General features: G+C 65.9%; 11 protein-coding genes. 4 read left to right on the forward strand and 7 right to left on the reverse strand.

Annotation, left to right across the window (positions count from 1 at the left end):
- Positions 1-28: 28 nt before the first annotated feature.
- Positions 29-337: a Grx4 family monothiol glutaredoxin gene (gene grxD, locus LVJ94_11560; GenBank protein ID WXB07866.1), complete on the reverse strand. Its 309-nt coding sequence runs from the start codon at positions 335-337 to the stop codon at positions 29-31.
- 143 nt (positions 338-480) lie between these two features.
- Here grxD and LVJ94_11565 point away from each other — a divergent pair, with 143 nt between their 5' ends.
- Together LVJ94_11565 and LVJ94_11570 are read left to right on the forward strand one after the other, a co-directional pair.
- Positions 481-2,058, forward strand: coding sequence for a hypothetical protein (locus LVJ94_11565; protein WXB07867.1), 1,578 nt, complete (start codon positions 481-483; stop codon positions 2,056-2,058).
- Positions 2,059-2,105: 47 nt separating this feature from the next.
- The gene (locus LVJ94_11570) at positions 2,106-3,704 is read left to right on the forward strand and encodes a class I SAM-dependent methyltransferase (protein ID WXB07868.1); all 1,599 of its coding nucleotides are present in this window, start codon (positions 2,106-2,108) and stop codon (positions 3,702-3,704) included.
- A 171-nt stretch (positions 3,705-3,875) separates the two neighbouring features.
- On the opposite strand, the gene LVJ94_11575 is transcribed toward LVJ94_11570, so the two are convergent.
- Together LVJ94_11575 and thpR are read right to left on the reverse strand one after the other, a co-directional pair.
- The gene (locus LVJ94_11575; protein ID WXB07869.1) at positions 3,876-4,898 is read right to left on the reverse strand and encodes a pirin family protein; all 1,023 of its coding nucleotides are present in this window, start codon (positions 4,896-4,898) and stop codon (positions 3,876-3,878) included.
- Positions 4,899-4,909: 11 nt separating this feature from the next.
- Entirely contained in the window at positions 4,910-5,476 is a 567-nt protein-coding gene (thpR, locus tag LVJ94_11580) for an RNA 2',3'-cyclic phosphodiesterase (protein ID WXB07870.1), read from the reverse strand.
- Positions 5,477-5,543: 67 nt separating this feature from the next.
- Here thpR and LVJ94_11585 point away from each other — a divergent pair, with 67 nt between their 5' ends.
- Positions 5,544-6,473, forward strand: coding sequence for a hypothetical protein (locus LVJ94_11585; protein WXB07871.1), 930 nt, complete (start codon positions 5,544-5,546; stop codon positions 6,471-6,473).
- A gap of 1 nt (position 6,474) precedes the next feature.
- Here LVJ94_11585 and LVJ94_11590 read toward each other — a convergent pair whose 3' ends face one another.
- Both LVJ94_11590 and LVJ94_11595 read right to left on the reverse strand, forming a co-directional pair.
- Entirely contained in the window at positions 6,475-7,989 is a 1,515-nt protein-coding gene (locus LVJ94_11590; GenBank protein WXB07872.1) for an oligopeptide:H+ symporter, read from the reverse strand.
- Between the two features lie 64 nt (positions 7,990-8,053).
- Positions 8,054-9,493 (reverse strand): amino acid permease, encoded by a 1,440-nt coding sequence (locus LVJ94_11595; protein WXB07873.1) that lies wholly within the window; start codon positions 9,491-9,493, stop codon positions 8,054-8,056.
- A gap of 165 nt (positions 9,494-9,658) precedes the next feature.
- Here LVJ94_11595 and LVJ94_11600 point away from each other — a divergent pair, with 165 nt between their 5' ends.
- The gene (locus tag LVJ94_11600; GenBank protein WXB07874.1) at positions 9,659-11,680 is read left to right on the forward strand and encodes a peptide MFS transporter; all 2,022 of its coding nucleotides are present in this window, start codon (positions 9,659-9,661) and stop codon (positions 11,678-11,680) included.
- Here the strand turns inward: LVJ94_11600 and LVJ94_11605 are convergent.
- Positions 11,677-12,231: a hypothetical protein gene (locus LVJ94_11605; protein ID WXB07875.1), complete on the reverse strand. Its 555-nt coding sequence runs from the start codon at positions 12,229-12,231 to the stop codon at positions 11,677-11,679. The two genes, LVJ94_11600 and LVJ94_11605, sit on opposite strands and share 4 nt — an antisense overlap.
- Positions 12,232-12,275: 44 nt before the next feature.
- A complete protein-coding gene (locus LVJ94_11610; GenBank protein WXB07876.1) occupies positions 12,276-14,618 on the reverse strand; it encodes a PQQ-like beta-propeller repeat protein in 2,343 nt (780 codons plus the stop codon).
- Between the last annotated feature and the right edge of the window lie 71 nt (positions 14,619-14,689).

Genomic DNA, 14,689 nt, shown 5'->3' on the forward strand with positions numbered 1-14,689 from the left:
TCGGGAGTCGCGACGTCGCGACTGCGAATCAGCCCTTGAGAACTTTTGACAGCTCGCCGGTGGTGTGCATCTCGGTCACGATGTCGCAACCGCCGACGAATTTCCCGTCGACGTAGAGCTGCGGGATGGTCGGCCAGTTGGAAAACTCCTTGATGCCTTGGCGAATCTCCGGATCGGCCAGCACGTTGACCGTTTCGAAGGGGACTCCTTCTTTCTTGAGAACCTGAACCACCGCGTTGGAGAAGCCGCACTGCGGGAAGTTCTTGGTCCCCTTCATGAAGAGGATGACATGGTTCGTTTGGACCAGGTCCTGGATGCGGGAGGCGACGTCACTCATGGGCGGGTAAGATAGGTCGGCAACGGACGAGTTCAATGCGTCAGTTTTTCTTGAGGATTTCCGTCTGATTGTCGGTCATATTTCCCTTGCACACATTGTGCTTCTCGAGCATCTCTGAAAGGCAGACTCCACAACAACGAGAGATGGCAGCATCGCCCGCAAGTGCGCTTGCAGAACCCGCGGCAAGATCCGCGACCGCAGAGCTCGAAACCGCGAGTCCCGACGTCGAGGTGCGCGTAGGCATCCACGACGCGACCCGCCTCGAGTGGAGTGTGTCCGTCCCGCTGCCTGAACGTGACGAAGTCCAGTACGTCATCGACGTCGAGCTGGACATCCCATCGAACGCCTTTGCGCGCCACGCCCCGTGGGACCAGCTGCAGTCGTTCACGCGGCTCGATGGCCCGGCCGAGACCATCCGCGTGCCCGAGGTGGTCACCATCGATTCACTGCGCCGCGGCGCCGTGGCCTTGGCCAATCGGCTTGCGCGTGCGAGTGATGGCTTCGCGCGGCATTGCCGGTTCGCCATCTCGCTGTCCGGCCCGGAGCCGATCGAGGAGCTCGAGGCCACGCTCTCGATCTGGGTCGATGCCGCGTTGGCCATGGTCGTCGATGCACGGAAAAAGCTGACGATCGCGGCATCGGGCGAGGCGCAGGAGCTGGTGCGCGAGCGCGCCCTCGTCGACGAATACGCGAGCGTGCGTCTGCTCGAGTTGCTCGCCGGCATCGTGCGCGCGCTGGAGACGTTGCTCGAGTCCGAATCCCCCCGCCTCGAGGCCTTCCCGGCGGTGGTCAGTACCGTGGGCACCAAGGTGGCCGACGCCCTCGGGCGCGAGCTTTCCTACCGCGCCAGCAAGGGCTACGTGAACGCCGACCCCATGTCGCCGTCCACGTTGGAGCAGTACCTCGATCGCGCGAGCCAGCTGAAAAAGCACTTCCAGGAGGTGCTCTTCCTCGAGGCCGAGATCTACCAGGTGGCGGATCGCATCCATCATTGGGTGGCGGCCTTCGTGGCGGTCGTGGCCTCCACGTGGGCGTTCGCCTGGCAGATCGCGCTGGTGAACCACCGGCCCACGACGGAGAGCCAAGTGGGCTCGGGCATCGTCATGGTCGCCGTGTTCGCGGGGCTCGTGTATGCGGTGAAGGATCGCATCAAGGAATTTGGCCGCGCCTGGATCGCGGGCAACGTGCACCGCTTCTACGCGCAGCGCGTGGCCCGCTACCGTGCGCCGGCGCGCCGGCTGCCCAAGCGCGACGTCATCGTGAGCGCGCGCGAGTCGTTCGACCAAGTGACCAGCCGCCGGCCCGATCCGCTCAACCCCGAAAGCGGCGCCTCGTTGGTGGGCACCTTGCTGCGCTACATGCACAAAGGGACCGTCTCGCCGCAGCCCGGGCTCGGTGCCTCGGGGGTGCGTCGCATCAAGCACGTGTTCCGCTACGACTTTTCGCCGCTGTTCGCGCGCCTGGACGATCCCGTGAAACAGGTGCCGGTGCTCGATCGGGCGCCCCGTCGCGTGCGCTTCATCGATGCCCCGCGCTGCTACAAGCTGCCGGTGACCGTGCGTGTGCAATGCGGCGACGTGGTTTCGACCGAGCAAGTCACCTTGGTGCTGCACAAACGCGGTCTGGATCGCCTCGAGCGGGTGTATGGTCACGCGCCGCCCGGCCAGGTCGACCGCGGGCAGGTCGACCACAAGGAGACGGGCATCGAGCCGGACCATTGACGTTGGACGTCGGAACAATTTTTCCCCATTTTCGCGACGATTGGGTCGTGCATCGTGACGATGCGCTCCTGGTCATCGACAAGCCCGCGGGCATCCCCAGCCAAGCGGCCGATCCCGCACACCCCGACGACGTGGTGACGCGGCTCAAAGCCTTTGGCGAGCCGTACCTCGGCGTGCATCAGCGGCTCGATCAGGACACGTCGGGTGTGATGGTCTTCACCCGCGCGCGTGAGCACAATGCGGCGGTGGCCGGGCAGTTCGAAGGGCGCCACGTCGAAAAGCGCTACATCGCCTGCGTCACGGGTTGGCCGAAGGGCAAAGACCGGGTCACCCTGCGCGAGAAGCTGGTTTCGGAGAAGGACAAGAAGCCGAAGCTGGCGGTGACGCACGTGCAGGTGAAGAAGCGCCAAGGTCCGCGTGCGCTGCTCGAGCTGGTGCTGGAGACGGGGCGCATGCACCAGGCGCGGGTGCAGCTCGCCCACGCCGGCGCGCCCATCGCGGGCGATACGCTCTACGGCGGGGAGTATGCGCCGCGGCTTTTGTTGCATGCGCAAGCGATTTCCTTCGCGCACCCCTCGTCGAAGAAGCGCGTGACCTATGCGGCGCCGCTGCCGCACGACTTCGAGGCATGGCTTGCGGAAGGCGCCTCCCGCGAGGAAATGTCCGGCGACGGGCGGGTCGTGGTCAGTGCGCTGGATCGCGCCATCCTGCGGCGGTACATCCTGGGCCATAGTGAGGGCGATACCGCGTTTCGCTTGGTCCACGGCGAGGGCGACGGCCTTCCGGGCCTGGTGGTGGATGCGTACGGCGATCATTTGGTGGCCGAGTTTCACCTTGACGACGACCCCTCGTTTCGCGATCGCGTGCTCGATCGGCTGGCCACGTTGGGCTTCGACGGCGTGTACGTGAAGCGGCGCCCGCGGCAGGCGAACACCTTGGTGGACACGCGGCGCGACGAGCTTGCCCCGCGCGAGCCGGTGCGGGGCACGGCCGCGCCCGAGGAGTTTGCGGTTCTGGAGAATGGCATCTCCTACTTGGTGCGGCTGGGCGATGGTCTCTCCACGGGCATCTTTTTGGACCAGCGAGAAAACCGCGCGCGCGTGCGTGGCCTTTCCGGTGGGCTGCGCGTGGCGAATCTCTTCTCGTACACGTGCGCCTTCAGCGTGGCGGCGGCGTTGGGTGGTGCGGTGTCCACGGCCAGCGTCGATGCATCGATGGTGGCGCTCGAGCGGGGGCGCGCCAACATGCTGCGCCTGGGGCTGCTGCCCAACGACGCCCACACGTTCCACGCCGAGGACTCCTTCGCTTGGCTCGCGCGCATGGCACGCCGCGGGCAGAAGTACGATTTGATCATCGTCGATCCGCCGAGCTACTCGAAGACGCGCAACCGCCGTTTCGTCGCGGCGGACGACTACCCCGAGCTCGTCGCCAATGCGCTGGCCGTCCTCGATCGCGGCGGCCGCATCCTGGCATGCACGAACCACCGCGGCATTTCGCCGGGGCGCTTTCGCAAGCTGGTGGCGAAAGGTGCCGAGACCGCGCGGCGGCAGGTGCGCCAGATGAAAGACCTGGCGCTGCCGCGCGAGTTTCCCGTGGCCGCGGGCGGCGAGCCGCACATGAAGAGCGTTCTCCTCACGGTCGAATAGCTCGGCCCCGGAGGAGAGTCTTCACAGGAAGACGGGAAGACGGGAAGTTTTTTTGTTTTCAATTGGCTCGGTGGGCCAACTGAAAACCCCAATAAAAAGCCTTCCGCGACGCCTGGGGCCGTAAGCCCTTCCCGTCTTCCTGTGAAAATTCTCGAGTCGCTCCCCCGCGGCTCAGCGAGTCGGCTTGTCGATGCGGCCGTCGACGTGGCGTGCGAAGCGCCCGGCGTCGCGCGCGTGAACGGGATCGTTCTTGGGCCAGGGCCATCCACCGAATTGCGTCCGCTGGTAGTCTTGGATGGCCCGCTCGATTTCGGCGCGCGTGTTCATCACGAAAGGGCCGTACTGCACCACCGGCTCGGCGATGGGCCGGCCCTGAAGAAGGAGCATTTCGCACGGCATCTCGCCCGCGGCGAGCGAAACGTCGGCGCCCGCGTCGAGCCGAATGGCCGCATGCCGATCGACGACGTCGTCCGCGACGCGGAAGGTATCGCCCTCGAAAAAATAGAGCTGCCGCACGGCCGCGGGATGCGCCGCACGCGGCAAGGTCCACGTGGCCCGAGGCTCCATGCGGATGCACCAAATGGCCACGTCGGTATCGGGCCGTGAGGCCCAGGAGCGCGAGGGCGGTGACGGCGGGCGCTTGCCGTCGAGCGTGCCCGCGACCATGGTGACCTCTGTGGTGCGGCCTGCGCCGTCGACGAAGGGCGCGCGCGGCACGTCGCTGTTCCACAGCATGGAGAAATGCGGCGGCGCGAGCTTGTCCTCGCCGGGGAGGTTCAGCCAAATCTGGAACAACTCCACCGTATTCGGCGCATCGCGATGGATCAGTGGAAACATCTCCGAGTGCACGACGCCTTCCCCCGCGGTGAGCCACTGCACATCGCCCGGGCCGAAGCGCGCCGCGGCACCCAACGAATCGGAGTGATCGATGTAGCCTTGCCGCGCGATGGTGACCGTCTCGAAGCCACGGTGCGGGTGCTGCGGAAAGCCCGGCACGGTATCCCCGTGGTACATGCGCCAGCCATCTTTGAGCTCGAAATCCTGGCCCAGGTTGCGCCCGGCGAGCGACGCCGCGGGCCCCATGTGCTCGTTGCCCGCGGGGTAGGCATCACGGTGATGGACGCAAAAGAGAAAAGGATCCGGTGTCTCCCAGGGAAACCCCAGGGGACGGACGGCAAGAATGGGTCGGGCCATGGGGGAGGAGTCTAGTCCCAAGCGGGCGTGAGGCGAGGGGGCCCGAGTGAGAGTCGATGGATCGGCTCGTAACGAGGCGGCGGCGGTGTGAGGTGGCTCTGGTAGAGCGTGAGCCCGGCCCACGCCGCATCCAGTGCGATTGGCGCAACGCTGAAGGTGCGGGCATCGATGGGTTGCCGGCACCGCGCCAGGGTGACGTGGGGACGAAACGGGCGGGTCTCCCGCGGAAAGCCGAGCGGCGCGAGCGCGTCCTCCACGAGGGAGGCGAGGCGCGCCGAGCGGCCATCGTCGGTGAGCTCGAAGGCGAGCACGCGGGCGCGCCCCGGTTGCGGAAAGCCGGTGAAGGTGGCGCCGTGAATGCGCGGCGCCGCTTCGGTGGCCAGCGTTTGCATCGCCCGGGCGACGGCGTCGGCCTGCTCCTGCGAAATGTCGCCCAGGAATTTCACGGTGAGGTGCATCTGCTCGGGATCGACGCAGCGCAGGCTCCGCGACGAAGGCGATGCACGCAGGTCCGCGAGGGACTCGGCGAAACGAGCCCGCGTGCCCGGATCCAGGTCGAGCGCAACGAAGGCGCGCATCCTTCGCATTATGCTGTGTAAGGTTTTGCCGCGCCCTCCGTTTTCCGCAGCATCGGAGGGTTCTTCCATGTCCACGCGTTGGCTGCGGGTCTTCGTTTGTCTCCTTTGCATCTCGCTCGGCGCTTGTGGTGGGGAGAGAAATTCGAGTCCACCACCCAAGGCCATCGAGGCAGAATCCGATTACGGATCCGGTCCCTCACCGGCATCGTCTCCGGCTCCAGCTGCCAAATCGTATCGCTCGTCGCAGGATAGCGCCTCCGAATCCGCCGGCGGCGCCGTCGAGTCACGGGCGCCCGCTCCGGCCGCGGAGCCGATGGCGCCGCCGCCGAGGGAGCGACCTGGCCTGGGCACCGAGTGGGGCGAGACGCGCGTTTCCCGCGTGCGTGACGTGCACTTCACCCGCGCCGATGGAAGCCGCCCCTTCGCGATGGCCACCTTGAATTACAACGACCGCCACGGCGTCGATGCCCTGGCCGCACACGTGGCGCACCGAAGCTGGGGTCGCGACTACGTCACCGGCGGCGGCGCCATCACCGTCTCCATCCAGGACGAGGATGGCGATCCACTCGAAGCCGTCAAGCTGGGCGACCGCACCCTCGTCGTCGGCCACCCGGGGGATCGCTACAGCATCGTCCTCACGAACCACACCGATCATCGCTTCGAGGCCGTGGCCACCGTCGATGGCCTCGACGTCATCAACGGCCGCCCCGGCACCTTGGAAAACCGCGGCTACGTGCTCATGCCCTTCGCCACGCTCACCATCGACGGCTTCCGCCAGAGCAGCAACGTCGTGGCCGCCTTCCGCTTCGCCAGCGTGGCCGACTCCTACGCCTCCAAGACCGGCAGCGCACGCAACGTCGGCGTCATCGGTGTCGCCTTCTTCGCCGAAGCGGGCGACACCTTCGTTCCATACGACGGCCGCGAACTTTACCTGCGCGACACCGCCATCCCGTTCCCGGCCGCCGATCCCCGCTACGCGCGCCCGCCCTCTCGCTGATTCACTCCGCCGCTTCCGCGGCCGCCGCATCCTTCACCGGCGCGGCGGCGCCGTGGTGGCTCTCGGAGAGGCGCTTCATCAGCGGCAGAAGCAGAATCGCGAGCAAAGTGCCACCCACGGCGAGGAAGCCCAGCTTGTTGAACAGGGCCGTGTAGAGCGGCAAGCTCTGAACGGGATCTTTCATGTCCTCGGGCACGCTGGCGAAGTTGGCGATCACGCTGCCCATGTATTGCGAAAGACCTGTCGCCACGTAATACGCGCCCATCATGAAGCCGCCCATGCGGGCGGGCACGTAGCGCGCAATCATGGCCAGGCCGAGGGCGCTCACGAAGAGCTCACCCAGCGAATAGAAACCGTAACCCCACACCATGAACCATGCCGACACGATGCCGTTTACGGCGAAGTTGCCGCTGATGCCGTAGATGAAAAAGCCGATGGCCACGACCACGAAGCCCAGCGCGAACTTGCCCGCGATGGGCAGATCCTTCCCGCGCTTGCCCAGCGCCGTGTACGCCCAGGCCAGAATGGGGCTCGCCACCATGATCCAAATCGGATTGAGCGCCTGAAACTGCTCCGGGATCCACGTGAAGAGGTGAATGCCGAAAATGGAGAAATTCGGGTCGACGTTGCGCACGCCGAACAACGTCAGCGACGTGGACATCTGCTGGTAAAAGATGAAGAAGAGGAGCGTCTGCGCGGTGAGCACGAGGGCCGCGAGCAGGCCCGCACGCTCGCTGCGATCGACCTTGGCGATGAGGTAAGCGAAAATCGAAAGAACGATGATGCCCGCCAGCCAGATGCACGCCTTGGCCACGCCCTGGTTCTGCAGCACGAACGCCACGAGGAACGTGGTCACGAAGCCGATGCCCAGCACGATGGCGAGCTTGGTCTTGTTGACCGGCTCGTTGTCGGGCGGCGACCCGATGTGTGCGAGCGTGCGGCGCATGAAGAAGTAATTCACCAGGCCCACCACGAGACCGCCGCAGCACACCGCGAAGGCCGAGAGCCATCCCCAGTGCACTTTGATCCACGGCGTGAGCAGGATCGACGCTGTCGAGCCGATGTTCACGGCCATGTAGTAGATGGTGAACGCCGCATCGATCTTCGAATCGTCGCCCTCGTAGATCTTTCTCACGAGGTTTCCCGAGTTGGCCTTGAAGAAGCCATTGCCCACGACGACCACGCCCAGCGCCCAGTAGAGGAAGTAAATATCGTCCGAGGGCACGGACAGCAGCAAGTATCCGATGGCCAGGATGATCGCGCCCAGGCTCATGGTGCGCCGCGAACCGAGAACCTTGTCGCCGACCCATCCGCCGATGGCCGGTGCCGCGTACACCAGCGCCGTGAAGGCGCCCCACGTGAGGTTGGCCTTGCTGTCCGAGAAGCCGAGCTTCTCGATCATGTACACGACCATCACGGCCTGCATGCCGTAATAGCCAAAGCGCTCCCAGAGCTCGATGAGGAAGACGGTACTGAACGACTTGGTCTGGGAGACGGGCGGATTCGCGGTTGCCATTAAGCCGCGAAGAATACCTTAGATGGGGCCGCCCGTGCAGCCGTGCAGCGGCCTGTCCGGCAATTCAGGAATGGTCGGATTGGCTGCGTGCGTCAAACGACGCTTCGATTCCCACGATGGAGACCTGCGGGCCGGCAAATCGGGTTCGCGCAAACACGAAATACAGCGCCAGGATGACCACCACGACCGAACCGAGCATCACGGCGGCATTCCAATTGGGCGGAAGGCAGCAGATGACGAGCACGGCCAGCGACCAGGCCACGGCGCATGCGGCCATCGGGATGCCCAGACCTCGGAGGTTCCAGGGACCACGATGGCGCCACTTTCCCGTGGCCCGGGCATGGATGCCCAGGGCGATGGGCATGGCGTACGAGAGGTAGAGGCCCGTGGTGGCCAGCGATGCGACGGCGAGAAACACTTTGTCGCTGAAGGGCAACGTGAGCAGCACCAGGAGGAAGGGGCCGAGCGTCGAGGCCAAAATCGCGAACAGCGGCGTCTTGTGCGACGGGCTTACCCGCCGCAACGTGGCCGAGCCAGGCAGCCCGCCGTCGCGGCAAAAGGCGAACAGCATGCGCGAGGCGCTGGTGACGCTGGAGAGACCGCAGAACCACATCGCCACGACGGCGAGGCCCATGGTGAGGTCACCCGTGGTCTCCCCGAAGGCGTGCCGCAAGATGTAGAGCGGCGGCTCCTTGTCGTTGGCCGTCGCCGGCAGATCGACGATGGCGAGGGTCAACCCCGCGATGAGCGCATAGCCTGCCACCGCGCTGACCGCGACCGACGAGACGATGCCCCACGGCGCCCGCCGCGCGGGATCGTGCGTCTCCTCGCTGACGTGGGCGGAGGCGTCGTAGCCAGTGAAAGTCCACATCCCGAGCACGAGCGCATTGAGAAAGCCGAGCGTGTAATTGCCGTCTTCGCGCAAGGTGAATCCCGTCTTTCCGAGGAACGACACCGGCTGCGCGCGGCCCCAGAGCACGAGCGCGCCCACGATGATGATCACACCGACGATGTGCACCGTGGCCGAAAAGCTATTGAGCCAGGCCACGAGCTTCACCGAAAACGCGTTGATGAGCCCATGCGAGAGCAGCACGGCGAAGAGCAGCGGCACGTTCGCGCTCGGGGGCAAACGCAAGGTGCCCGCGATGGCTTGCGCGCACCCGAGATCGATCGCGGCGACGATGGCGCATTGGCCGGCGAGGTTCATCATCGCGGTGAACCATCCCCACCCCGGCCCGCCGAGGAGCGCCGACCAGTGGTAGAGCGCACCGGCCGTTGGGAAGGCGCTGGCAAGCTCTCCCATCGCCATGGCCACGATCAACGTCCCCACGCTGACGATGGGCCATCCATAGCCCAACGCTGCGGGCCCGCCGCCGCCGAGGGCCACGGCGTACGTCGTCATGATGCCCGTGAGAATGCTGATGATGGAGAAGCTGATCGCAAAACTGGAAAAGCCTCCCATCGCGCGCAAGAGCTCTTGCGCATAACCAAGGCGCGAGAGCATGTGCGCGTCATCGTCGTGCGATGACTCACTCGTGGGGCTATGCGTCATAGCGGTTTCGGGCGGCGGCACGGAGCGAGAGGTGCGGGGCGGGGTCACGATCTGACTAGCTTACGCCCAGATCCACCTTGACAGTCCAGGCTCGTCGGTTTCTCGTTTCGCGCGCGTATGAGTACAGCAGCCAAGTCGAATCTCACCCCTTTGCCCGTCCAAACGCAGCCCGAAAATTCGGGTACATCGCCTACCGCGTCGCAAAAGCATCCGCGCGGTCTGTACGTGCTGTTCGGCACGGAGATGTGGGAGCGATTCAGCTACTACGGCATGCGAGCGTTGCTCGTTCTGTACTTGATCGATCACCACGGCTGGCAGCCGTCGGAGGCCTCCAGCGTGTACAAGTGGTACACGAGCCTCGTTTATCTGGCCCCGCTCCTCGGTGGATTCATCGCCGACCGGTATCTGGGATTGCGGCTGTCGATCGTCATCGGTGCCATCTTGATGGGCATCGGGCAGTTCTTCCTGACGACGGAGTCGCTGTCGTTCTTCTATACGGGCATCGGTCTTCTGGTCGTGGGCAACGGTTTTTTCAAGCCGAACATTACGACCCTCGTCGGACGCATGTACCTACCCGGCGATGGTCGGCGCGACGGTGCGTTCACCATCTTTTACATGGGCATCAACCTCGGCGGTCTGATCGCACCCATCGTGTGCGGCCAATGGCTGCGCGCCAACTACGGATATCACGCGGGTTTCGGGGCGTGCGGCGTGGGGATGATCTTTAGCCTGCTCATTTTCGTGCTCTTCCGAAAGCAAGTGGAGCGCGATGTGCTCGCGGCGGGCAACAGCCTGGAGGTCGGCGCCAAGATCGTCAAGAAGGACGAGCCCGTGACCTCGCGCGCCGCGAAGGATCAAGAGGACGAGGCCAAGCCGGCGGCCACGGGGCTGGCACCGACCTTGGGGCGCGCCTTCATCATCATCACCGGCCTTCTTTTCGCCGTGGTCATCCCCGTGCTCTTCATTTACCGCTTCATGCAGGGCGAGGTGCCGGTGACTGGCATCATCATGCCCATCGCTGTGGCGGGCATCGCCGTGTGGATGACGTTCAGCCTCCTGAGCATCAAGGGCGCCTCGCGCGACAAGAGCATCGTCATCTTCGTCTTGTTCGTCTTCATGCTGCTCTTCTGGATGTCCTTCGAGCAGGCGGGCAACGCGCTCAATTTGTGGGCGGCCTATCACACCGTGCGCAAGGTCGTCTTCTTCGACATGGAGGCCGAGGCGTACCAGTCGATCAACGGCATCAGCATCGTCCTCTTCGCACCGCTCTTCGCGTGGCTGTGGTTGCGCCTCAATCGCATCGGGCGCGAGCCGTCGACGCCGATGAAGATGGGCGTATCCATGGTGTTCATGGCCCTGTCGTCGCTCGCCATGGTGGGCGCCACGGCGACGGAGAACACGGGCGAGTCGCGCGTGGCGCTCGGCGCGGTTCCCTCGAACATCGATCTGTCGAAGTTCAATGCGGGCCGTCTCACGTACGATCAGGCCAAGCACGAGCTGGTGACGCAAGGTGTGCTCGCCTCGTTCGTGGTGAACGATTTGCTCAAGCAGAGCGCAGACCCGAAGTACGTCAGCAGCGTGGAGTCCTTCGTCGCGGAATCCGCCAAGGCGACGGCGGACAAGCCCGTGTCGGCGAAGCTCGAGGGCGTGCCCGCGGACTATCAGCCCGCCGCCGCGCTGGCGGAAAACGGAGCCACGTGGGATGCCGCGACGGGCACGCTCAGCGTGAAGAAGCCCATCGACCCGCCGTCGCGGGTCGCGCTTCTCAGCGAGGGAGCCCCCGCCGAATGGCGCAAGCCAGTGCGCGAGCTGTCGAAGTCGAGCGACGCAGCCCGCGTGACCGGCTTTTGGCTCTTTTTGAGCTACGTCCTCGCGACCTTTGGTGAGCTGTGCATCTCACCGGTGGGCCTGTCGATGGTGACGAAGTTGGCGCCGACCCGGTTCGCCTCACTGTTTATGGGCGTGTGGCTCCTGTCGAACTCCGTCGCACAGTACATCGGCGGAAGCATCGGCGAGTCGTGGGGCAAGGTCACCCCGACGAACTACTTCATGATCTTCGTCGCCAGCTCCGCGGTCGGCGCCGTGTTGCTCTTCTTCTTGGTGCGCCCCGTGCAGAAACTCATGCACGAGGTTCGCTAGGGCGTCATGGGGCGGGGGTTCGAGTTCGGTGACAGGCGCTCGCGCATGGGCACGGCGTCGTCGACGGAGGACTTGAGGTCGTCCCACGCCTTTTGCGTGCGCGCCTTCGCGTCGTCCCAGGTTTGCGACGTGGCATGCTCCAGGCTGTCCGTGCTCGACTGGTAGGCATCGCGCTTGGCGCGGATGGTTTGGAGCTTCTGCTCCAATTCGGTCTTGGCCGCGCCCGTGCGCTTGCGCGCATCGTTCTCGAGTTGATCGATGCGGTGGTTGACGTCGGTGGCGTCGCTTTGAACCTTCTGCAGCGTCTCGGCGCGCAGCTTCACGAAGTTGGCGTTCGCCTCGGCGACTTTCTTCTCGGCCTCGAGCTGCGCGGAGGTGATCTTCGTCGTCGACTCACGCCGCGTTTGCTCGATTTTCTGCTCGGCTTCACGCTTGGCCTCGGCCGCTCGGTCCTGCTCCGTTTGAGCGGTCTTGTTGTCGCAAGCCGTCGCGCCGATCGCGCCTGAGACGGCGAGCAGCGAAGCCATAGCGATAAGAAGGGTTCGTTTCATGGCTGCCTCCTGGTGGGGAGGCTGCAACCGACGTACCGAGTCTCTTAGCCTTTGACCAACGTGAGGCGCGGGCCGACGGCGAAGGACACGAGGTGGCCGCTTTCCTCGGCGACGTAGACGTTGCACTGCTCGTCCACGCGAAGAAGATCCGGAATGGCGTCGCAGGGACCGATCGTCGCGATTTCGGTGCCGTCGTGCGGTCGAAAAACGTGCACGTCGGTGTGGGGGACGAAGAGCGCGCCGGAGCGGAGCACCGGCTCGAGCCGCCGCGGAACATCGGAGTCCACCATGCGGCCGAGCACGTGACGGTAGCGAAGGGCACCGGACTCCGCCTCCACGGCGACGAGTTCGCCGGTGGGGCAATTTCCGATGAAGAGCCCGTCGACGGCGAGCCACGAGGTCCCCACCGGGGCGACGGATCCCTCGCTTTTCCAGAGCTCGCGCCCGGTCTCGCGGCAAAACGCGGCAAGACGCAACCCGTGGCGCATGCGCACGGCACAAGCGACGACCCGGCCCGCGATGAGGGGACCGCCCTCCACGGTGGCAGCGGACGGAGCAATGGGGCACTGGAATCGCACGTCGCCCGAGTACGGATCGATGGCCAAGAGTTCGGCCGCCGAGTTGGCCCCGCCGGCGACGGCCATGAGCACGTCGTGATCGAGCGTGGGGCTCGAGCGGAAGCGAAGTCGGTTCCGCACGCGCCAGACGACGCTGCCCGATTGCACGTCGACGGCGGTGAGCGCGCTGTCGCCGCTCGCGATGTAGAGGAGACGGCCCGCGCGCCGCATGCGAAGTGCACCGCCGCGTCCCCACGTGAACCGCCAGCGCGGCTCACCATTGGTCAGATCGATGGCCGAGAGATGCCGCTCGCCCTCGGTGACGATGAGCAGCCGCGGAAGGCCGGGGAGGCTGACCACCGCGCCCGCGGGCGGCGCGCCGAGGCGCGGATCGATCTGCGCGCGCATGGTGACCTCGCCGTTGCCGAAGTCGTGCACGCGGATCTCTCCGTCACCGGAGATGCGTGCGAGCCCGCCCGGCGTGACCACGCTGGTCGCGCGGGTCGTCGGGACGCGCCAGAGCACGTTGCCGCTGGTGCGATCGAGGCAGAACGTCTCCGCGGCCGCCGAGGCGATGACCCGATCGCCGCAGAGGAACGTCGCGCGCAGGTCGATGCCCGGTACGAGTGCGCGCCATCGCTCGCTGTAACGCAGACGTGCCGGCGGGGCTTGCGAGGTGCCCTGCACCTCGGGCGAGCGCGAAGGACGCGAGGCGGCGACGAAGGCGCGGTACGGTTCCGGCGTGGGGTTCGTCTTGGCGTCGTCGCGGCAGACGTCGCGCAGGCAGTCCGCGGTCTCGCGGAGCTGGCGGCGGAAGGCGCTTAGCCGCAAGTTCGTGCATTGTGCACGGTCCCGGCGCAACACCGCGCGGGAGAGGGCGCGTCCGAAGGCGAGCGACGCCTCCACCAAGTCGGAGACGGAGAGGGCAGGGAAGGTGAAGCTTTGCTCGGGCGCCCGCGTGGCGGAGCCCAAGGTCAGTGCGGCGTCGCCGTCGGTGGAGAGCCGGACGGCGATGAGGACACCGCCAGCCTCCGCGCGGACGTACTGCGGCTGGCCGTGCTCCCAGGCCTGCAGCGCATCGGCCGACATGGCGAGAAGCCGCTCGGCGAAGAGAAACGGGTGCCCTTCTCCGAGGTCCACGGCGCGCCCGCGCACCTCGGCACGAATGCGCCCGCGAAAGAGCAGCGCGTGCAGATCCGCCCGTTCGACGGGGGCCGCATCGTCCTCGGCGTCGCTGAACTTGCGCAGAATGAACTCGGTGCCGAGGGCCACGGGGAAGTCGCGCTCGACCTCGACGCTGACCGGCGTGAGCGCCGAGAGCGGATCGTCCTCGAGGGTGAGGTCCTCGGGGTCGACGGCATCGAGGGCGGCTTCCGCTGCGCGAAGCTCGACGGCGACGGCCGCGGGCGCGGAGCCGCGCTCGATGGCCTTTTTCACGGCTTCGCGAACGCGGGCGTGGATCTCGGCGAAGCTTGCGCGTTCGTCGTAGGCGACCACGAACGGATCGGCGCCGGTTCGGTAGACGCTGAGCGCGGCCACCTTGCCCATGCGTTCGACGCACAGCTCCCACGGGTCGTCGTAGAAGCGAACCAAGATTTTGCCGCGCCGCTGACGGGCGAGCCGGGCGAGTGACAACCCCAGATCACGCAGCACGGCCGGGGCTTGCCGGTCGGCCACGCGGGCGGTCACGTTGACGCCGCCGATGAAGATGTCGAGCACTTCGCGTGCACCCCGACGTCTCTTGGGATGCGGTGAAGGGTTGGTCGATTCGGGATCGAAGGCGGGCGCAATTTCGTCGCTAGCGACGAGGATCTCAAACGAGCGCATCATGTTTGGCGGTATGCAGACAGTGGTTCCGTAGAGAGAATCCTGCTGCTGGAGAGGCATCGTAAAAACTCCAT

Source organism: Sorangiineae bacterium MSr11367, assembly GCA_037157805.1.
Lineage (GTDB): Bacteria > Myxococcota_A > Polyangia > Polyangiales > Polyangiaceae > Pendulispora > Pendulispora rubella.